This is a genomic window from Ruegeria sp. BI7, assembly GCF_056537925.1.
Window position 1 is genome coordinate 875,856 of record NZ_JBQFSK010000001.1, and the last position, 20,287, is coordinate 896,142.

At 56.1% G+C, this 20,287-nt stretch carries 15 protein-coding genes and 3 tRNA genes; 8 read left to right on the plus strand and 10 right to left on the minus strand.

The genetic code is table 11. The features are described 5' to 3' along the window. The first annotated feature begins 110 nt into the window (after positions 1-110). Positions 111-2,519, plus strand: a complete 2,409-nt coding sequence (lon, locus tag ACR0JB_RS04355) for an endopeptidase La (protein WP_480789708.1) — start codon at positions 111-113, stop codon at positions 2,517-2,519. Between the two features lie 32 nt (positions 2,520-2,551). Here the strand turns inward: lon and ACR0JB_RS04360 are convergent, their stop codons facing one another. The 3 genes from ACR0JB_RS04360 to ACR0JB_RS04370 form a co-directional block, all read right to left on the minus strand. Then, the gene (locus ACR0JB_RS04360) at positions 2,552-4,138 is read right to left on the minus strand and encodes an APC family permease (protein WP_170393889.1); all 1,587 of its coding nucleotides are present in this window, start codon (positions 4,136-4,138) and stop codon (positions 2,552-2,554) included. Positions 4,139-4,266: 128 nt separating this feature from the next. Continuing rightward, positions 4,267-4,341: transfer RNA gene (locus ACR0JB_RS04365), tRNA-Val, on the minus strand. A gap of 125 nt (positions 4,342-4,466) precedes the next feature. After that, positions 4,467-6,242: a M10 family metallopeptidase gene (locus tag ACR0JB_RS04370; protein ID WP_170505163.1), complete on the minus strand. Its 1,776-nt coding sequence runs from the start codon at positions 6,240-6,242 to the stop codon at positions 4,467-4,469. A gap of 711 nt (positions 6,243-6,953) precedes the next feature. Here ACR0JB_RS04370 and ACR0JB_RS04375 point away from each other — a divergent pair. The 3 genes from ACR0JB_RS04375 (at position 6,954) to uvrA (ending at position 10,193) form a co-directional block, all read left to right on the plus strand. Then, positions 6,954-7,030 (plus strand) — tRNA-Asp (locus ACR0JB_RS04375). Positions 7,031-7,082: 52 nt separating this feature from the next. Next, positions 7,083-7,159 (plus strand) — tRNA-Asp (locus ACR0JB_RS04380). Positions 7,160-7,334: 175 nt separating this feature from the next. Continuing rightward, the gene (gene uvrA, locus ACR0JB_RS04385; protein WP_170505167.1) at positions 7,335-10,193 is read left to right on the plus strand and encodes an excinuclease ABC subunit UvrA; all 2,859 of its coding nucleotides are present in this window, start codon (positions 7,335-7,337) and stop codon (positions 10,191-10,193) included. Between the two features lie 11 nt (positions 10,194-10,204). Here the strand turns inward: uvrA and ACR0JB_RS04390 are convergent, their stop codons facing one another. The 5 genes from ACR0JB_RS04390 to ACR0JB_RS04410 all read right to left on the minus strand — a co-directional run bounded on the left by ACR0JB_RS04390 (position 10,205) and on the right by ACR0JB_RS04410 (position 14,904). Next, complete coding sequence (locus ACR0JB_RS04390; RefSeq protein WP_170375148.1) at positions 10,205-10,534, minus strand: hypothetical protein; 330 nt, start codon at positions 10,532-10,534, stop codon at positions 10,205-10,207. A 96-nt stretch (positions 10,535-10,630) separates the two neighbouring features. Then, a complete protein-coding gene (gene mmsB, locus ACR0JB_RS04395; protein WP_480789709.1) occupies positions 10,631-11,503 on the minus strand; it encodes a 3-hydroxyisobutyrate dehydrogenase in 873 nt (290 codons plus the stop codon). Positions 11,504-11,506: 3 nt separating this feature from the next. Beyond that, positions 11,507-12,547, minus strand: coding sequence for an enoyl-CoA hydratase/isomerase family protein (locus ACR0JB_RS04400; RefSeq protein WP_170393898.1), 1,041 nt, complete (start codon positions 12,545-12,547; stop codon positions 11,507-11,509). 7 nt (positions 12,548-12,554) lie between these two features. Continuing rightward, positions 12,555-13,697, minus strand: a complete 1,143-nt coding sequence (locus ACR0JB_RS04405; protein ID WP_170393900.1) for an acyl-CoA dehydrogenase family protein — start codon at positions 13,695-13,697, stop codon at positions 12,555-12,557. Between the two features lie 91 nt (positions 13,698-13,788). Next, positions 13,789-14,904 (minus strand): carboxylate-amine ligase, encoded by a 1,116-nt coding sequence (locus ACR0JB_RS04410; RefSeq protein WP_170393902.1) that lies wholly within the window; start codon positions 14,902-14,904, stop codon positions 13,789-13,791. Between the two features lie 133 nt (positions 14,905-15,037). Between ACR0JB_RS04410 and ACR0JB_RS04415 the strand changes: the two genes are divergently transcribed. Both ACR0JB_RS04415 and ACR0JB_RS04420 read left to right on the plus strand, forming a co-directional pair. Continuing rightward, complete coding sequence (locus tag ACR0JB_RS04415; RefSeq protein WP_170393904.1) at positions 15,038-15,889, plus strand: class I SAM-dependent methyltransferase; 852 nt, start codon at positions 15,038-15,040, stop codon at positions 15,887-15,889. Between the two features lie 60 nt (positions 15,890-15,949). Beyond that, a complete protein-coding gene (locus tag ACR0JB_RS04420) occupies positions 15,950-16,426 on the plus strand; it encodes a fasciclin domain-containing protein (protein WP_170348579.1) in 477 nt (158 codons plus the stop codon). 53 nt (positions 16,427-16,479) lie between these two features. Here ACR0JB_RS04420 and ACR0JB_RS04425 read toward each other — a convergent pair whose 3' ends face one another. After that, positions 16,480-17,064, minus strand: coding sequence for a L,D-transpeptidase (locus ACR0JB_RS04425; RefSeq protein ID WP_170394333.1), 585 nt, complete (start codon positions 17,062-17,064; stop codon positions 16,480-16,482). Between the two features lie 212 nt (positions 17,065-17,276). Continuing rightward, positions 17,277-18,776 carry a CoA-acylating methylmalonate-semialdehyde dehydrogenase gene (locus tag ACR0JB_RS04430; protein WP_480789710.1) on the minus strand — a complete coding sequence of 500 codons (1,500 nt, stop codon included), beginning with the start codon at positions 18,774-18,776 and terminating at the stop codon, positions 17,277-17,279. 105 nt (positions 18,777-18,881) lie between these two features. On the opposite strand from ACR0JB_RS04430, the gene ACR0JB_RS04435 reads away from it, so the two are divergent. Next, a complete protein-coding gene (locus ACR0JB_RS04435; RefSeq protein WP_170348581.1) occupies positions 18,882-19,784 on the plus strand; it encodes a LysR family transcriptional regulator in 903 nt (300 codons plus the stop codon). Positions 19,785-19,841: 57 nt separating this feature from the next. Further along, positions 19,842-20,279: a CBS domain-containing protein gene (locus ACR0JB_RS04440; protein WP_170358288.1), complete on the plus strand. Its 438-nt coding sequence runs from the start codon at positions 19,842-19,844 to the stop codon at positions 20,277-20,279. Positions 20,280-20,287: the final 8 nt, after the last annotated feature.

The window sequence follows — 20,287 nt, forward strand, 5'->3', positions numbered from 1 at the left end:
TAAGGTTGAAAAAGGGCGATGAGGCCCCACCTTTATCGTCCAAGACAGGAGATGGCCGAGCGTTGCCTGAACAGGGACCGGAGCCATCTTGCCAACGATAAGGATTGAGCATGCAAGAGCCCCTTAATTCCTCATACCCCGTACTTCCGCTGCGCGATATTGTGGTGTTCCCGCACATGATCGTACCGCTGTTCGTGGGTCGGGAAAAATCCGTCCGCGCACTGGAAGAGGTGATGCAGGACGACAAACAGATTTTGCTGTCTAGCCAGATTGATCCGGGTGATGATGACCCGGCAGAAGATGGAATTTACCGCTCGGGTGTTCTGGCCAATGTTTTGCAGTTGCTGAAGCTGCCCGATGGTACCGTAAAGGTGCTGGTCGAAGGTCAAGCACGCGTGCAGATCACCGAGTTCCTTGAAAATGAAGAGTTTTTCGAGGCTCGCGCCGAATATCTGACCGAAATTCCGGGCGATGTCACCACGACCGAGGCGCTTCTGCGCACCGTTGCGGATGAGTTCGAGCGCTACGCAAAAGTGCGCAAAAACATCCCCGAAGAAGCTTTGACCGCCGTAGGTGAAACCGCCGAACCCGCCAAGCTGGCCGACCTTGTGTCAGGTCATCTGGGTATCGAGGTCGAGCAAAAGCAGGAACTGCTGGAAACCCTCAGCGTTAGCGAGCGGCTTGAGAAGGTCTATGGCCTGATGCAGGGTGAAATGTCGGTTCTGCAGGTCGAGAAAAAGATCAAGACGCGCGTCAAATCCCAGATGGAGAAGACGCAGCGCGAGTATTATCTGAATGAGCAGATGAAGGCCATTCAGAAGGAGCTTGGCGACGGCGAGGACGGCAGTAATGAAGTCGCTGAGCTGGAAGTCAAGATCAACGAGACCAAGCTGTCGCAAGAGGCGCGTGAAAAGGCCGAAGGCGAGCTGAAAAAGCTGCGCAACATGAGCCCAATGTCGGCTGAGGCCACCGTTGTTCGTAACTATCTGGACTGGATTCTGTCACTGCCGTGGGGCACCAAATCCCGCGTCAAAAAGGATTTGGGCCGGGCGCAGGACATTCTGGATGCCGATCACTATGGCCTGGAAAAGGTCAAGGAACGGATCGTCGAATATCTGGCAGTTCAACAGCGATCGAAAAAGCTGAAGGGCCCGATCCTGTGCCTTGTCGGTCCTCCGGGTGTTGGTAAGACCAGCTTGGGTAAATCGGTTGCACGGGCAACGGGGCGCGAGTTCATTCGCATCTCGCTGGGTGGCGTGCGCGACGAATCCGAGATTCGCGGCCACCGTCGGACTTATATCGGCTCGATGCCGGGCAAGATCATCCAGGCGCTGAAAAAGGCAAAGACCACGAACCCTCTCATCCTGCTCGACGAGATCGACAAGATGGGTCAGGACTTCCGTGGCGATCCGGCCTCGGCCATGCTTGAGGTGTTGGATCCTGAGCAAAACAGCACGTTCATAGACCATTACCTTGAGGTCGAATATGACCTGTCCAATGTGATGTTCTTGACCACGTCGAACAGCTACAACATGCCAGGGCCTCTTCTGGACCGGATGGAGATCATCCCGCTGGCCGGTTACACCGAAGAAGAAAAGAGCGAGATCGCCAAGCAGCACCTGATCAGCAAACAAGTGAAAAACCATGGTCTGAAAGCCAAGGAGTTTGAACTGACGGATGAGGCGCTGCAAAAGATGATCCGCACTTACACTCGCGAAGCGGGCGTGCGGAACCTTGAGCGTGAGATCGCCAAGGTAGCGCGGAAATCGCTGACCAAGATCATCAAGAATGAGGCGGAAGAAGTCATTGTTACGCCTGACAATCTGGATGAATTCCTGGGCGTGCCGAAATTCCGTTATGGTCTGGCCGAACAAGATGATCAGGTCGGTGTGGTCACCGGTCTGGCGTGGACATCCGTAGGTGGCGACCTGCTGCATATCGAGGCGCTGAAACTGCCGGGTAAGGGTCGGATGAAGACCACCGGTAAGCTGGGCGATGTGATGAAAGAATCCATTGACGCGGCTTCGTCCTATGTGCGGTCAATCTCGCCCCAGATCGGGGTGAAGCCGCCGAAATTCGACACGTTGGATATTCACGTCCACGTGCCGGATGGTGCCACGCCCAAGGATGGCCCAAGCGCCGGTTTGGCGATGGTGACCTCGATCGTGTCTGTGCTGACCGGTATTCCGGTGCGCAAGGATATCGCGATGACGGGTGAGGTTTCACTGCGTGGTAACGCGATGCCGATTGGTGGTTTGAAAGAAAAGCTGCTGGCGGCTCTGCGTGGTGGTATCAAGACCGTTCTGATCCCGGAAGAAAACGAAAAGGATCTGGCGGAAATTCCGGACAACGTGAAAGAAGGGTTGGAAATCATCCCGGTTACACATGTCTCGGAAGTTCTGAAACACGCGCTGATCCGCAAGCCCGAGCCTGTCGAATGGGATGAAGCCGCAGAAGAGGCCGCCGCAGCAGCAGCCAAGGCGGCCGAAGGTGCCAGCCCATCGGCAACAGCGCATTGAGCAAATCAAAGGCGGGGGAGACCCCGCCTTTTTTACAACCCGATGATGGGTTTTTTCGGGTCCAGAATCTCTTCTTCGTCGATGTATTCTTGGAACTTTTCCTGGGGCAGGGCAGAACGTACTGCCAACCCAAAGATCACAGCAGAAAACAACACGCACAACGCAATATCCCACCCAAACGGGATTTGCTTCAGCGCGCCATCCCCGAACTGTCCGAGATATGAGATCAGGCCGACACCCACCAGATAAGGGAGCAGCCATAGCGCTTCGGTCACGTCCATCTCATCCAACCTGTTGCGGAACCGTACCAGCAGCAGGGCCATCCCGATGGCAAGGGCGACACCCAGACGCCAGACCGTGTCCCAACCGCTCCAATAAACCACAAGGGTTGCGATGGCGAAGGCCGAGACCGCAACCAGTTTCACGGCGGGGATGCGGATGGATCTGGGGCGATCCGGCATTAGATGGCGCAGGCACACGACGGCTATAGGACCGACCGCAAAAGACAGCACGATGGCGGCGCCATTCAAGGCGATGACGGTGGTGAAGGGAACCGTCAAAAGAAACAAGGTGCCGATCAGAAAGTTCAGTGCCAGTGCCCAAAGGGGCACTCCGAACGACGACAACATCATCAGGCGCGACGGTAAAAATCCGTTTTTTGCCAAAGCCATAGAGATCCGCGCATTTGATCCGGTTGAGACAAGGCCATTGCCGAACGGACCGATGACCGATCCGATGTTCAGTACGCTCAGGAACCAGACAAACCCGACCGATATGATGACGCCGTCCAACGGGCCCTGACCGCCGAAACTCAAGCTGGCCCAACCGTTGCTCAGCATTTTCGAGTCGAGCGCACCGATAAAGGCGATTTGCAAGCCCACATAGATCAACGCGCAAAGCACGATGGACAGAATCAGTGCGGCAGGGATGGCGAATTTGGGGTTTCGAACCTCACCGGCCATATCAACCACATGACGAAAGCCGATGAAGGAGAAGATAACGCCTCCGGTCGAGACAGCAGCCATGATGCCTTGCAGCCCATAGGGTGCGAATCCATCTGGTTGAGTGAAGTTCTGAGTGTCGAACCGATTGCCGATCAACAAGGCGGCCAATACGATTGGAATCGCGATCTTGGCCCATGTCAGCGTCGCGTTCACCTGAGTGAAGAACTTGACGCCTAACGCGTTAACCGCGACGAACAGCAGCATGAAGAACAGCGCCACGGTGATTCCCGCGCCAGTCAGGTCACCTGTGTCTGCTGTGTGGAGCCAAGGGGCGTAGGGGGCCAGGTACTTCAGCATCGCCTCGACCTCGATCGGGGCGGTGGTGTTATAGCCGATCCAGGCGGTCCAACCCATCGTCATCGAGACGATATTGCCGTGTGAAAACTGCGGCACCCGCGCGATGCCCCCTGGGATCGGCAGCATGGCCGATATTTCGGCGAAGGTGATTGCCAGAATGAACATGGCCGCGGCGCCAATGATCCATGAAAAGATGGCAGCAGGCCCTGCATGTTGCACCGCCAGCAGCGGACCGAATAGCCACCCAGAGCCAATGATTCCACCAACCGAGATGAAGGTTAGCCCAACGAGGCCGATGTCCCGCTTCAATCTGGCCACGTTCCTACTCCATCCCAAGGCGCCACAAAATTATGCGGCCGTTCAAAACAGGATACGCAGCCCAGGAGAAATCTGGCAAGCATCCGTCAAGAAACGGAAATTTGGATGGTGCCTACCAATGAGAGGAATGGTGGGTGATAAGAGATTTGAACTCCTGACATCTTCGATGTGAACGAAGCGCTCTACCACTGAGCTAATCACCCATAAGCGCGCCTAATACAGAGTGTTCCGCAGGCTTGCAAGGGTGCCCGAAGGGTAAATTTTCTATGCTGCGGACACAAAAAAACAGGCAGCATAAACCTGCTGCCTGTTGATTTCGCATACAGCCTTACAGGATGAAGTCGTTCGCTGTCAGGTCATGCAGACCAGATAGCTTGATGACCATCTCAGGATCACTGTCATTGTCTGTGTCAACGTAAACCAGGGTCTGGTCGAATGCCGTGCCAGCGTTGTCCTGCTTGACGAAATAGATCTCACCTTCGTCGGACGATCTGATTGGGGTCGTGCCGTTGAAGACGAAAGCGTCATCGCCAACAAGAACCGTGCTGGCGTCGATACCGCTCAGATCGATCTTGTCTTCGCCTTGGGTGAAATCCGTGATCTTGTCGGCCAGAGACCCTTTGGTACCGCTGTCGGTGATATCATTAAAAACAAACGTATCCGTTCCGATACCGCCGGTCATCGTATCCACGCCGGCGCCGCCGATGATCGTGTCGATCCCTTTGCCACCGAAGATCGCATCATTGCCTAGACCACCGTCAATGATATCAGAGCCGTTGCCACCACGCAGTGTATCCCAACCATTGCCACCGGAAATCGTATCTTTGCCAACGCCACCCTGAAGCAGATCCGCGCCTTTCTGGCCGTCAAGCGTGTCGTTTCCATCGTTACCAATAAAGGTGTTTGCCAGATCATCGCCAGTAAGCTGATCGTCCTGCGCAGTTCCTACGGCGTTTTCGACCAAGGTGATCGTATCCATGCCGTATCCGGTATCCTGAGCGGTCGTAACCGACAGATCCACGGTCGCAGCAGATGAGCCGTTGAACGAGAGGGTATCAATCCCAAGGCCACCTGTGATGGTGTCGTTGCCATCGCTGTCTTTGATGATGAAATTGTCCAAACCGTTGCCGCCGGTCAGGGTGTCGTTGCCTTGACCACCGATCAAGAAATCGTTTCCTTGGCCGCCTTTAATGGTGTCGTTGCCATTTCCGCCTGCAATCAGGTCATTGCCACCATTACCGACCATGAGGTTTGCAACGTCGTTGCCATAAAGGAAGTCTCCGGCGTGGCCACCAGCAGCGTTTTCAATGACAACACCATTGGCGATCGTGAAGCCACCGCTGACGCCGGCCGCGTGCGACGGCGTTCCCCCAGCATCGTGACCTTCCAGATCAGCTGCCTTCAGGCTGATCCTCACGCTTTTCCAAAGGCCACTGGCTGAAATTGTATCAGTTCCACCCGTATCCCAGATCGCCTCCCAATAGGTGCCGGGAGCATTGGACCCTTTCAAAGAATAGACGTTGTTGCCGGTATTGTTTGACGTGGTTCCATAAATCGCTTGAAGCGCGGCGATGTCCAGTGCCATGGGCGAGGCCACGCCGCCGTAGTTGAACGAAGGCAGCGGCACAACCTGCGGGTAGCCAGAATTATAGGACATGATCGTGTAAACGGCTTGGTTCTGACCATCGGTTCCATAGTCATCGAACGCTTGTGTCACACCGTCGAAGACGGTTGATTGTCCACCGTCATCATGCGGATGGGCCAGGCCAAGGCCGTGCATGATCTCGTGCAGAATGGTCGCAAATCCTTCACCGCCTTTGGCCAGTGCAGCTTGGCTGAACAGAGGTGTGTCATAAGCAAACAGTCCAAACAAGGTGTCGATGCCCTGGTTTTCGTAAACCGGAGTGTCGCCAGGCACCTGATGAAAACCCAACGCGCCACCAATATCCTCAGATTTCACAAGACCCCAGGAGATGTTCACGTTGTTGATGGTTCCTTGAGGCGCGAGGAAGTTCGCCTCAACAAAATCAATCGGAATGTATTGCTCGATCACGGCCAAGGCTTGGCGGAACGCTTGTTTTTCATGGGGGAAAAAATCTACCAAACCCTGAACCGACGAGTCCCCGAATGAATAGGTAATCGTGCCAGCCGGTCCTCCGTTATTTGTGCCGAGGTTCCAAGAGGTCCCCCAAATTAATCCGTCAACATACTCATGACCAGTTGGGCTGGCGCCCGGGTAATTTTGGTTTGCAACTGACATTCCGCTAATTCCATAATTAACAACGCAACCCATAGGTCATCACAAATCATGACTTTTGATTGCGTTAAGCTTCCTTCCGATCTCGTAAGCCGAGATTTTGTTATCCGCTGGGATACTTCACTTCGAGACTTGCCTGCGCAAGTTTGCCGGCACGTTTTTTTGATTTTGTGAGGGCGGTGTCGCCTCTTGCACACGCAATGTGGCTGAATAATGGCAGGGTGCCAAGCCTCGCAAAAGGCCGTTGCGTTAGGTTCAGATATATCGAGGATTATGTTCGGGTTTTTCAGAAATCATACATCTTATGCGTGTGCTTCGATGGAATCGTTTGAAAGTATAAATCCTTGGATACCTCAGCATTTCCAATAGAAGGAATCATCTTAGCCAAAGGGTGTTTGGGATCTTGCGGTAGATTCGGAAGGGTTTGGTTCCGAGGAAGCTGGGACGTGATGCCCGGAAACAATTTCTGCCTTCTTTAAAAAAACTTCAAAACCCCGCTTGACGATGCCGGGGCGTGGCCATAATACACCCCAACGTTCAGCAACGAACGGGCAGCGGGCGGTTGTAGCTCAGTTGGTTAGAGTACCGGCCTGTCACGCCGGGGGTCGCGGGTTCGAGCCCCGTCAACCGCGCCATCGCTGCCAGCCTTTGATCCGGGTTAATGGATCGCACATAGACCCTAAATGCGCGGTTGTAGCTCAGTTGGTTAGAGTACCGGCCTGTCACGCCGGGGGTCGCGGGTTCGAGCCCCGTCAACCGCGCCATTTTCCTGAAATACCGAATATTCAATCAACCCCTTCCGGGGCACGCATCGGATCGGGGTCATACTGTCAGGAGATGTCGGCAATAATCCGATTGTTCACACTTTGTTCTAACTTTTCTATTGGAGACTCGGAGCCGCTCGCCTATTTCTAGGACACTTGTGTGTTGGGGGCCAAAATGGCTGAGCTGAAAAATATCGAGGTGCGCGGCGCGCGCGAGCATAACCTCAAGGGCATTGACGTGGATATCCCGCGCGATCAGCTGGTGGTGATCACCGGGTTGTCGGGTTCTGGCAAGTCGTCTTTGGCCTTTGATACGATTTATGCAGAAGGTCAGCGTCGCTATGTCGAAAGCCTGTCGGCTTATGCGCGTCAGTTCCTGGACATGATGGAAAAGCCGGATGTGGATCATATCAGCGGCCTTTCCCCGGCAATTTCGATTGAACAGAAAACCACATCGAAAAACCCGCGTTCGACCGTTGGGACGGTGACCGAGATTTACGACTATATGCGTCTGTTATTTGCGCGCGCAGGCACGCCCTACAGCCCCGCGACCGGTCAACCGATTGAGGCGCAACAGGTGCAGGACATGGTCGACCGTATCATGACGATGGAGGAGGGCACGCGCGGGTATCTTCTGGCGCCCATCGTGCGGGACCGGAAGGGGGAGTACAAAAAGGAATTCCTCGAACTGCGCAAACAGGGTTTTCAGCGCGTGAAAGTTGATGGCGAGTTCTATGAGCTCGATGAGCCGCCCACGCTGGACAAGAAGTTCCGCCACGATATCGATGTCGTGGTCGACCGACTGGTTGTGCGCGAGGGGATGGAAACGCGTCTGGCCGACAGCCTGCGGACCGCTCTGGATCTGGCAGACGGGATCGCGGTTCTGGAAACCGCGCCGCGCGAAGGTGATCCTGAGCGGATTACCTTCAGTGAAAATTTTGCGTGCCCGGTCAGCGGCTTCACCATCCCCGAGATCGAGCCCCGCCTGTTTTCATTCAACGCGCCGTTCGGGGCCTGTCCGGACTGCGATGGCCTAGGGGTCGAGCTGTTCTTTGACGAACGGCTTGTAGTGCCGGACCAGACGCTGAAACTCTATGATGGTGCCTTGGCCCCGTGGCGCAAAGGAAAGTCGCCCTATTTCCTGCAAACCATCGAAGCCATCGCGCGGCATTACGAATTCGACAAGAATACGCCTTGGAAAGACCTGCCGCCAAAGGTCCAACAGGTGTTTTTGCGCGGGTCTGGCGATGAGGAGATCCAGTTCCGTTATGACGAAGGCGGTCGGGTGTATCAGGTCACTCGCAGTTTCGAGGGCGTGATTCCCAATATGGAGCGCCGTTATCGCGAGACCGACAGCGCCTGGATTCGGGAAGAGTTCGAACGCTACCAGAACAACCGCCCCTGTGGGTCCTGCGAAGGGTATCGCCTGCGCCCCGAGGCTTTGGCCGTCAAGATCGCAGGTCTGCATGTGGGACAGGTTGTTCAGATGTCGATCAAAGAGGCTCTGGCGTGGGTCGAGGATGCTCCGAACCACCTGAGCGTTCAGAAGAACGAAATCGCGCGGGCGATTCTGAAAGAGATTCGCGAGCGGTTGGGTTTCCTGAATAACGTGGGTTTGGAATACCTTACGTTGTCCCGTTCAAGTGGAACACTGTCCGGGGGCGAAAGCCAACGGATTCGTCTGGCCAGCCAGATCGGTTCCGGCCTGACCGGCGTTCTGTACGTGCTGGATGAGCCCTCAATCGGGCTGCACCAGCGGGACAACGACCGCCTTCTGGGCACGCTCAAGAACCTGCGCGATCAGGGCAACACGGTGATCGTCGTAGAACATGACGAAGAGGCAATCCGTGAGGCCGACTATGTGTTTGATATAGGACCTGGAGCCGGTGTTCATGGCGGACAGGTGGTCAGTAAGGGCACACCTGAACAGATCGCTTCAGATGCCGCCTCTATGACCGGTCAGTATTTGGCAGGCACAAGGGAAATTGCCGTTCCAACAGAACGGCGCAAGGGGAATAAGAAAAAGGTCTCGGTGGTTAAGGCGACGGGCAACAACCTGAAGAACGTCACCGCCGATTTCCCGCTGGGTAAGTTCGTCTGCGTGACCGGAGTGTCGGGCGGTGGCAAATCGACGTTGACGATTGAGACGTTGTTCAAAACCGCTTCGATGCGTCTGAACGGTGCGCGCCAAACTCCGGCACCCTGTGAGACGATCAAGGGACTGGAACATCTGGATAAAGTCATCGACATCGACCAGCGGCCTATCGGGCGGACTCCGCGTTCGAATCCAGCAACTTACACTGGGGCCTTCACTCCGATCCGTGATTGGTTCGCCGGTTTACCCGAAGCCAAGGCGCGTGGTTACAAGCCGGGTCGGTTCAGCTTTAACGTCAAGGGCGGCCGGTGCGAAGCCTGTCAAGGTGACGGCGTCATTAAGATCGAGATGCACTTTCTGCCCGATGTTTACGTCACCTGCGAAACCTGCAAGGGCGCGCGCTACAACCGCGAAACGCTTGAGATCAAGTTCAAGGGTAAGTCCATCGCCGATGTTCTTGATATGACAGTGGAAGATGCGCAGGAGTTCTTTAAGGCCGTGCCCTCGATCCGCGACAAGATGGATGCGCTGGCACGGGTCGGGCTTGGCTATATCAAGGTCGGTCAGCAGGCGACTACGCTGTCTGGTGGTGAGGCGCAGCGGGTGAAGCTGTCAAAGGAGTTGTCCAAGCGTTCAACCGGGCGGACTTTGTATATCCTGGACGAGCCGACTACCGGTCTTCATTTCGAAGACGTCCGTAAGCTATTGGAAGTGCTACATGAACTGGTCGATCAGGGCAATACGGTTGTGGTGATCGAACACAACCTGGACGTTGTGAAAACCGCCGACCACATCATTGATATCGGCCCCGAAGGTGGCGATGGTGGTGGTGAGATCGTCGCGACCGGCACACCCGAGGATGTGGCTGCAGTGGAACGCAGCCATACGGGGCGGTATCTGAAGCAGATGCTTGAGGGCGCGCGTGTTGCTGCGGAATAGGGGGCTGATCCTCAGTTGAGGATGTCAGCCACCGCACCGATCAGGTTCAGCACTTTTCGTGTATCAGGATCGACGCGATAGACATAGTCACCTGCGCGGATGTAGCTGCCACGGTTCAGCCCATAGCGATACGGGTCGTTGATCCAGCGATAGTCGCGGTTGATGTAGTCGCCCGTGCGATAGAGGTTCTTAACCTGACCCGGCGGCACACACGGAACGGCTTTCTTGGCCAGTCCAGGAGGGCAATGCCCGGCTTTCCCTTTGCCGTTCCCGGCGTCGGCAAGCCCAGCGCTGAGCGCTAGCGCGAGGATTGACGTGGAAATAGTTAAGACTCGCGACATCTAACTTCCCTCTGCAAACATGCCGTATTAAAGACAAATGGCCGTTGGTTCCTGTATGGTCAACCCCGTGGGCAAGAAGCCGCCCACGCAGCGCGCCTAACTACGACCGCGCTTTTCGAACCGCGGCAGCATGGCAGAGAAGTCCATGCCCAATCCCCCCTCAGACTCAACGAACTGTTCATAAAGCGCGGTTGCGGCCTGACCCATCGGCGTATCGGCATCCGAGCTTTCGGCGGCCTGTTGGCTTAGACGCAGGTCTTTCAGCATCAATTCAGCGGCGAAACCGGGTTGGTAATTGTTGTCTGCCGGGCTTTCCGGCCCCACGCCGGGCGCGGGACAATAGGCGTTCATGGTCCAGCTATAGCCCGAGGATGTGCTGACCACATCAAACATCTTTTGCCTGTCCAGGCCCAGTTTATCTGCCAGCGCAAAGGCTTCGCACGTGGCAATCATGGTGACACCGAGGATCATGTTATTGCAGATCTTGGCAGCCTGACCGGCGCCGGATTCACCGCAATGAACGGCTTTTTGACCCATGATTTCGAACAGCGGCGCTGCTTTCGCAAATGCGGCATCGCTGCCACCTGCCATGAAAGTCAAAGTGCCAGCCGCTGCGCCGCCGATTCCACCCGAAACAGGGGCATCTACCGCCAGAATTCCAGCCTGCTTTGCCTGATCCGCGACAGCGCGGGCGCTGTCGACATCGACGGTTGAGCAGTCGATCCACACAGACCCGGATTGCATTGCAGGGATGATCTCATCCCCGACAGCGCGCAAGATTTTTCCGTTTGGCAGCATGGTGATGACGATATCGGCGTTTGCGGCAGCTTCGGCACCCGAACCGGTCATGGCGACACCAGCGACACTGACCTCGGCCATGTCAAAACCAGTTACCTCATGCCCGGCCTTTGCCAGATTGGCGGCCATTGGATTGCCCATGTTGCCCAGACCGATAAACCCGATTTTCATCTCTCAAACCTCCTCAAATGTCAGCATGTCTTTGCCCAGTGGCTGCAGCATTTTCGACACCGCCACCGCTGGTACGGATTGGTCGGCAAACCGCCATTGTGGATTACGGTCCTTGTCGATGATCTGAGCGCGAATTCCTTCCAGAAAGTCGCCATGCTCCATCGCGCGGAACGTATAGCGGTATTCCAGTTCCAACGCCTTGCGCAGCGTCAGGCTGGGCCCCCGTAGGCGATGCAGCGCTTCGATCGTACAAGCCATCGACAGCGGCGAATTGCGGCCCATCAGCGTCAGCGCGTCCGCAGCCATTGCGTCGCTGGAATGGGTCAATGCGTTCAGGACATCGCCCAGGCTTTCCCCGGCGAATAGGGCTTCGATAACGGAGTGCTGTTGTTCCAACGTGCTTTCGGGCGGCGGCGTGGAGTGTTTTGCAATCAGTTCGGCATCACCCGAAGCCTCGAGCATCTCGATTAAGGCGGACCAATCCGATATCGGGATGAAGTGGTCGGCAAAACCGGCAAAGACGGCGTCTCCGGGGCCCATGCGATGACCGGTTGTGCCCAGGTATTCGCCTAGACGACCGGGGGCCATCGCCAGCATCAATGTGCTGCCCACATCCGGCAAAAGCCCAATCGAACATTCCGGCAGAGCAATCTTCGAACTTTCCCCAACGATCCGGTGGCTGCCATGGCATCCAATGCCCACGCCACCGCCCATGGTGAAACCCTGCAGAAAGCTGATGACCGGTTTGGGGTATTCGAAGATCAGCGCATTCAGCCGGTATTCATCGCGCCAGAAGGTACGTCCATAATCGAAATCCCCCTTGCAACCTGACGCGTAAAGGTCGGCGATATCGCCGCCCGCACAAAAGGCCTTGTCGCCTTCGGCGTCCATGATGACCAGATCCACGGCATCATCTTCGCGCCAGTTGCGCAGGGCCGTGTCGATGGCCATGCACATATCATAGGTCATCGCGTTCAGGGCCTTTGGTCGGGTCAGGGTGATGCGCCCGGCGCGACCAGTGATGCGGATGTCGATGTCTGGCATGTGTTCCTCAGTGTTCGGCAAGCATTTGACGGGCGACGATGACCCGCATGATTTCATTGGTGCCTTCCAGAATCTGGTGAACGCGCAGATCGCGCACCAGTTTTTCGATGCCATAATCGGCCAGATAACCATAGCCACCATGCAATTGCAGGCATTGGTCGACAACTTTCGATCCAGTCTCGGTCACAAATTTCTTGGCCATGGCGCAAAACTTGGTGGCATCGGGCGTGCCCTGATCCAGCTTCCAGGCGGCCTGCCGCAGGAAGGTACGGGCGGCTTGCAGTTCGATCTCCATATCCGCCAGCCGGAATTGCAGCGCCTGAAACTGGTCGATCGATTGGCCGAATGCCTTGCGTTCAGACATGTATTGCAAGGTCATGTTGAGCCCGGACTGGGCAGCCCCCAGGGAACAAGAGGCGATATTGAGCCGCCCGCCATCCAGACCCTTCATCGCATATTTAAACCCATCCCCTTCGGTGCCCACCAGATTTCCGGCCGGGATGTGGCAGTCATCGAATTGCACCTGCGCTGTCGGCTGGCTTTTCCAACCCATCTTCTGTTCCAGCGCGCCAAAGCTGAGGCCCGGCGTGCCGTCCTCGACATAAACCGTTGAAATGCCCTTTGGCCCATCCTGGCCGGTGCGCACCATGCAGACATAGGCATCAGAATAACCACCACCCGAGATAAAGGCCTTGGTGCCGTTCAGCGTATAGCCCTCATTCGTGCGATCCGCGCGGGTTTTTAGTGCAGCCGCGTCCGAGCCTGATCCGGGTTCCGTCAGGCAATAGCTGAGGATGGTATTGAGGCTTAGCACATCCGGCATGATGCGGGATTTCAGATCGTCGCTTCCGAAACTGTCCAACATTTTGGCGCACATGTTGTGGATCGACAGAAAGGCCGCGACGGAAGGGCAAGCCATTGACAGCGCTTCGAACACCAATGTCGCGTCCAGACGGGTAAGGCCGGACCCGCCGCTGTCTTCCGAGACATAAAGCCCGCCGAACCCCAGCTCGCCAATTTGCGGCCAAAGGTCTTTAGGGATGGTTCCGTCAGCCTCCCACTGGCGCGCGTTCGGGGCGATCTTGTCCTGCCCGAAATCATACGCCATGTCGAAGATTGCGGTTTGCTCTTCTGTTAGTGCGAAATCCAAGGCTTGCCTCCCACGCTGCCGAATGAATTGAACGACTGTTTATTTCCGAATTCTTACAGAAATTTTGCACGGCCAGCAATCGGCAGGGGCATTAAAGATCGTGATGAAATTCTTCGATCAGGTGCTGCACGACGGCTTTGCCGGGATCATCGCCGCGTGCTGCAGCTTCGGCATGGACGCGGCGCTGTCGGGTGGCCGACGTGCCGGTCTGTGCGATTTGCTGCAGGCGCGCCAGCTCGGTCATGGTGCCCAGTGCCTCGGCGTCTTCAGCCAGCATTCCCATCAGTTCACCCATCAACTCGGGCATGGGTTTTATTGAACGGTCGCCAAAGTCGATCAGACCTTCGCCCACGCCATAGCGCTGCGCGCGCCAACGGTTTTCACTGATCAGGAACTGATCGTAATGCCGCCAGCGCAGATTGCGGTCCTTCAGGCGGCACAGCATGCGGGTCAACGCCTGGACCAGGGCCGCCAACGATAGTGTGTGCTCTAACCGTGGCTGCACATCCATGATGCGCGTTTCCAGCGTGGGAAATCGGTGTGACGGGCGAAGGTCCCACCAGATTTTTGTCGTGTCTTCGATCACGCCCAACTCGACCAGAATGCCGGTGGTGCGTTCATAATCCGACCAACTGGCTAGAACCGGTGGCAACCCTGTGCGTGGCAGGTTGTCAAACACGGTCAGGCGGTAGGAGGAAAGGCCAGTGTCCTCTCCATTCCAGTAGGGGGACGACGTCGACAGGGCCAACAGATGCGGCAGGAAGTAGGATAGCTGAGGCATCAGGTCGGCCCGCAGGGCAGGGTCTTCGACACCAACGTGAACGTGCATCCCGCAGATCAACATGCGCCGGGCCACGCCACCAAGGGCATGTTGCAGCGCGTCATAGCGATCCTTGCGGGTGTGGTGCTGTTTCTTCCAGTCGGCAAACGGGTGGCAGGACACAGCAATTGGCGCGAGGTTGTATTCAGCCGCCCGATCCGCAACGCATGAGCGCAGGCGTTTCAAATCTTCTCGGGCCGATTTGATCGTCGAATGGGGCCGGGTGCCGACCTCAATCTGGCATTGCAGGAATTCGGGGCTAACCTGTCCTTCGAAATCCGCCTGACAGGCCTCCATCAGTGCCGTGGGCGCTTGGGCAAGTTGAAAGCTGTCGCGATCGACCAGCAGATACTCTTCTTCAATGCCCAGCGTAAATTCCTGCTGCATGGCAACCCTCGTGCTACTATTCTGACCAGTGAATACGGAAATTTCTGTTTTGCCAAGCGTTTGGGGCGGCTCTTCTTGCACAAGCCCGGCCTGCAAAGGTATGGAACACACGAACCGCCAAGTGGAGCCGCCCGTGAAACCCAGAAAATTCCCGCAGATCAACGCAGCCCTTGAAGAGTTAGGGGTGAAGCTGGTCGATAAGGTCACGGAACTGGACGAGCGTGCGCGGCTTGAGGCGTTTGAACGGGCAGGCGGGTTGACCCGCCCGGCCTATGCCTTGTCGCCGGGGATGGAGGGATTTGATATCACCGAGCTGGTTGCAGAATATGGTCAGCACGCTGCCGCACTGGAGGCGTTGAAAGACCCTGCGCGCAATCAAACCGGCTATCGCCTGGGCAATGGATATTACGACAGCCCGGATGCTGACGCGTTGTACCTGATGATCCGGCGGTTCGCGCCCAAACGGGTGATTGAGGTCGGCTGCGGCAATTCAACCCGCGTCACCCGGCAGGCCATCATCGACGGTGGTTTGGATACGCAGATCACTGCGATTGATCCGTATCCACGGGCGGATATCGCGCATGTCGTCGATCACTTTGAACAGAAGCGGCTGGAAGAGGTCGATCCGGCGCTGTTCGATCAGCTTGAAGCAGGTGACGTTCTGTTCATCGATTCCAGCCACGTCGTACGGATGAGCAACGACGTGGCACATCTGTTCTGCCGCATCATTCCCGCGCTAAAGCCGGGTGTGGTGATTCACGTACATGATGTTTTTCTGCCCTTCGAGTACCCCAAGCGGTTCTTCTATGATTGCCCCGGCTGGGGAGAGCAGTACATCCTGCATGCTTTGTTGCAATCTGGCGCGTATTCATTGCTTTGGCCGGGGTACTTCCTGCAACAGGATCGTCCTGATGCGGTTGAAGCATTGCCGTTTCTCAAAGACGGGCGCGCGCAGAGTATCTGGATTCAAGTCAAAGAAAAGTGATCCGGGCTGGCTAAACCTCCGTAACCCTTTTCATAACAAGCTGGAGAGGAGATAACAGCCATGTTTCGCCGCACATTCATGGGCGCCGCCGCCGCACTTGCACTTGCACTGCCCGTCAAGGCACAAGCTGCCGACATCGTGGACACCGCCGTTTCGGCCGGATCGTTCAACACTCTGGTCGCCGCTGTGCAGGCCGCAGGTCTGGTTGACACGCTAAAAGGTGATGGACCGTTCACCGTTTTTGCACCCACAGACGAAGCTTTTGCCGCTTTGCCTGAAGGCACGGTTGAAACGCTGCTGTTGCCGGAAAATAAGGATCAACTGGTCGAGATTTTGACCTATCACGTGGTCCCGGCCAAGGTGATGTCAGGTGATATTGCCGGCAAACGCGCCAAGGTTCGCACGGTACAGGGCGACCAGCTGAGCGTGAACGCCAAAAAAGGCGTCAAGGTCAATGATGCCAAGGTTGTTCAGGCGGATATCGAAGCCAGCAATGGCGTGATCCACGTGATCGATGCAGTGATACTTCCGGAATAAACTCGATCCCCGTCAAGTAGAAAGCCCCGGTCCTGATGGCCGGGGTTTTTTTGTCAAACCAGTCTGACCTGAGTTCCAACCTGGACCAGAGGGTACAGTTCCTCAACGTGCTGGTTGTAAAGGCCGATACACCCTGACGAACTTTGGCGGCCAATCTTGCGCGTGTCATGGGTGCCATGCACCAGATAAGCGGGCCAGCCCAGATACATCGCGCGAGTCCCCAACGGGTTGCCGGGATCGCCACCTTCCATGCGTACGGGCAGGGACGGATCACGTTCACGCATAGACGCGGTTGGAGTCCAGCTTGGATTTTCAGTCTTGCGCTTGACCTCGGTATAGCCGCGCTTGGTAAGCTCTTCGCTCATCGGGACTGAGCTGGGGTACAGCTTATACGTTCCGTCCGGTCCCCAGTAATGCACTGCTCGGCTAGTGATATCGGCCAGCAGGCAGCCAACGCCCAGCTCATCGAAGTGATCCTGCCAGTTCTGCTGTGAGAATGATGACACATTGCGGCGTACTGGCAATTGCGTGCTGATGGCCTCTTCATCCACCGGGAAGGCATCAGAGCTTTGAGCGCGCACCAAGGTGGGCGTCGCCAAAAGAGAAGCTGCGCCCAACAGGGCAGAGCGGCGGGTCATGTACGGATTTGACAAAGCGGCCTCCGGTATTCGTACTGCTCGAAACTAGGAAATTGGCAACAAACTATTGTCGCTGTAGTTGCTTTTCCAGTGGCAGAGCTGTGAATTTATCGTGAAGCCCGGATTTTCTTAACCACTGTGGCAATACTTCGCCAAAAAATACCGGCCCGTTGGGGGCCGGTATTGGTGGTAGGCAATTTTGCGGATGCAGATCAGTCCATCGCTTTGAAGTTGAACTCACCACCTTCTTTGATGCCCGACGGCCAGCGCGAGGTCACGGTTTTGGTGCGGGTGTAGAACTTGAAGCTGTCTGGGCCGTGCTGGTTCAGGTCACCAAACATGGACTTTTTCCAACCACCAAAGGTGTGATAGGCCAGCGGAACCGGGATCGGAACGTTGATGCCGACCATGCCGATGTTGACACGGCTCGCAAAGTCACGCGCGGTATCTCCATCGCGGGTGTAGATTGCGGTACCATTGCCATATTCATGGTCCATCGCCAACTTCAGCGCTTCTTCATACGAACCTGCGCGAACGGTAGACAGAACTGGGCCAAAGATTTCTTGGGTGTATATGTCCATGTCGGGTGTGACATGGTCGAAGAGGTGCGGGCCAACAAAGAAGCCGTCTTCATATCCCTGCAAGCTGAAATCGCGGTTGTCGACGACCAGCTTTGCACCTTGTTCAACACCCGAGTTAATCAGGCCAAGAATACGCTCTTTAGCAGCACCGGTTACAACCGGTCCCATATCAACATCGTCCCCGGCGGTGTAGGGGCCAACCTTCAGTTTCTCGACACGCGGGATCAGTTTCTCGATCAACGCGTCGGCGGTCTCTTCGCCTACGGGTACAGCAACCGAAATTGCCATACAGCGTTCGCCAGCTGCTCCGAAACCAGCTCCGACCAGCGCGTCGGCGGCTTGATCCAGATCGGCATCCGGCATGATGATCATATGGTTCTTCGCACCGCCAAAGCATTGTGCACGCTTCCCGTTTGCGGTTGCGCGGGAATAGATATATTGCGCGATCGGTGTTGAACCGACAAAGCTGACGCCTTGAATGATTTCGCTGTCAAGCAGAGTGTCGACCGCTTCCTTATCGCCGTTCACGACCTGGAATACGCCCTTGGGAAGGCCAGCTTCGACGAACAGTTCTGCCAGCATCAGCGGCACGGAAGGATCGCGCTCGGACGGTTTCAGTACCACCGCGTTGCCGCAGGCCAAAGCCGGGCCGACATGCCACAGAGGCATCATGGCCGGGAAGTTGAACGGCATGATCGAGGCGACAACACCTAGAGGCTGGCGCATCGAATACATGTCAATGCCGGGACCTGCGCTGTCGGTAAACTCACCCTTCAGCATCTGCGGTGCGCCGATGCAGTACTCGATCACTTCCAGGCCACGCTGAAGGTCACCCTTGGCATCGGGGATGGTTTTGCCGTGCTCGCGGCTCAGCGCTTCGGCAAGTTTGTCCATGTCGCGGTTCATCAAGCCAACCATTGCCATCATCACGCGAGCACGTTTCTGGGGGTTCGTTGCTCCCCATTTAGGCTGAGCAGCAGCGGCGTCGGCAATCGCTGCTTCGGTTTCGGCAACACTGGCCATCGGGCAATGGGCCTGAACCTCGCCGGTGGCGGGGTTGAACACGTCGGCGAAACGGCCAGATGTACCTTCTACATTCTCGCCGTTGATATAGTGGGTCAGGTTCTGCATGACAAATTCCTTCCGGGTAGATCTGTCGGCAAAATAGACTTGCAAAAATTTGGTGAACAGAGGCAATGTTTCAAAATTGCTTTGCAAAAATGCAAAAGGGAAAATATGAATCCGAACTGGGATGATATGCGGGTTTTCCTGGCCGTCGCGCGCGAGGAAAGCCTGTCATCGGCGGGCCGTATCCTCAAGATTGATCCTGCAACTGTAGGGCGGCGCATTGCGCGGCTTGAGACAACATTGGATGCGCTGTTGTTTACGAAGTCGCAACAGGGATACATCCTGACCGCCGCAGGTGAACGCCTGTTGGACCACGGTTTGCAGGCCGAAGAGGCGATGCGCGCGGCGGCTGGTGTGGTCACTGGGTCGACCAAATCCCTCAGTGGGCAGATACGGATTGGTGCGCCCGATGGCAGCGCCAATTACCTGTTGCCACAGGTTTGTGCGAAAATCAGTGATGCCAACCCTGATCTGGACATCCAGATCCTGGCGCTGCCAAGGATCATAAACCTATCCCGGCGCGAGGCCGACATGGCCGTAACTGTCAGCGCGCCCACAGCAGGAAGGTTGCTGGTCAAGAAGATCAGCGATTATAAGCTGCATATGGTGGCCACGCAGGATTATCTGGATCGCCATGCGCCTATTGGTTCAGTCAACGATCTTAAGGGGCACCGCCTGATTGGTTACATCCCGGATATGATCTTTGACCGAGAGCTGGACTATCTCAACGATATTGGCGTTGACCGTGTCGCACTTGCATCGAATTCGGTCTCGGTTCAATTGCGACAGGTTTCATTGGGTACCGGTGTTTGTGTTGCCCATGACTTTACTTTGCCGTTCCATCCAAACCTGCGGAAAATCTTGACGGATCAAGTGGGTTTGACGCGAAGCTTCTATCTTGTCCGGCATCAGGGCGATCAGCGCAACGAACGGTTAAACCGCTTTGCCGAGGCTTTAACGCAAGGCATCCGTGACGAAGTTGCGCGGCTTGAAGCCGATGCCAACGCTTGACAGGTCGACACAATCGCGCAACGCTTTGGATAAATTCATTATTCCGGAGGTGCTTTCATGCTCGTTCAGGGCATTCTAAAATCCAAGGCGACAGACAGCGTCGTGACGGTCGAGCCTTCGATGACTGTGTCGGAGGCTGCGAAAATCCTTGCGGAAAAGCGCATTGGTACCGTCATCGTTTCCGAAGATGGTGGTCAAACGGCAGCCGGCATTTTGTCTGAACGCGATATCGTTCGTGAATTGGCTGCCAGTGGCAGCGGATGTTTGACGCAGCCGGTCAGCTCTTACATGACAAAGGATCTGATCACCACCACACGACAGGCCACCGTACAAGACATCATGGCCCGCATGACCGAAGGCCGCTTTCGCCACATGCCCGTGGTCGAAGAGGGTAAGCTGATAGGCATTGTGACCCTGGGCGATGTGGTCAAGGCGCAATTGGCCGAGCTGGCGATGGAAAAGGATGCCCTACAAGGTATGATTATGGGTCACTGACAGGGCTG

Excerpts from the sequence above, each read along its gene's own strand:
- lon (WP_480789708.1), top strand. The coding sequence starts at position 111 with ATGCAAGAGCCCCTTAATTCCTCATACCCCGTACTTCCGCTGCGCGAT.
- uvrA (WP_170505167.1), top strand. The coding sequence starts at position 7,335 with ATGGCTGAGCTGAAAAATATCGAGGTGCGCGGCGCGCGCGAGCATAAC.
- ACR0JB_RS04390 (WP_170375148.1), bottom strand. The coding sequence starts at position 10,534 with ATGTCGCGAGTCTTAACTATTTCCACGTCAATCCTCGCGCTAGCGCTC.
- mmsB (WP_480789709.1), bottom strand. The coding sequence starts at position 11,503 with ATGAAAATCGGGTTTATCGGTCTGGGCAACATGGGCAATCCAATGGCC.
- ACR0JB_RS04400 (WP_170393898.1), bottom strand. The coding sequence starts at position 12,547 with ATGCCAGACATCGACATCCGCATCACTGGTCGCGCCGGGCGCATCACC.
- ACR0JB_RS04410 (WP_170393902.1), bottom strand. The coding sequence starts at position 14,904 with ATGCAGCAGGAATTTACGCTGGGCATTGAAGAAGAGTATCTGCTGGTC.
- ACR0JB_RS04420 (WP_170348579.1), top strand. The coding sequence starts at position 15,950 with ATGTTTCGCCGCACATTCATGGGCGCCGCCGCCGCACTTGCACTTGCA.
- ACR0JB_RS04425 (WP_170394333.1), bottom strand. The coding sequence starts at position 17,064 with ATGACCCGCCGCTCTGCCCTGTTGGGCGCAGCTTCTCTTTTGGCGACG.
- ACR0JB_RS04430 (WP_480789710.1), bottom strand. The coding sequence starts at position 18,776 with ATGCAGAACCTGACCCACTATATCAACGGCGAGAATGTAGAAGGTACA.
- ACR0JB_RS04435 (WP_170348581.1), top strand. The coding sequence starts at position 18,882 with ATGAATCCGAACTGGGATGATATGCGGGTTTTCCTGGCCGTCGCGCGC.
- ACR0JB_RS04440 (WP_170358288.1), top strand. The coding sequence starts at position 19,842 with ATGCTCGTTCAGGGCATTCTAAAATCCAAGGCGACAGACAGCGTCGTG.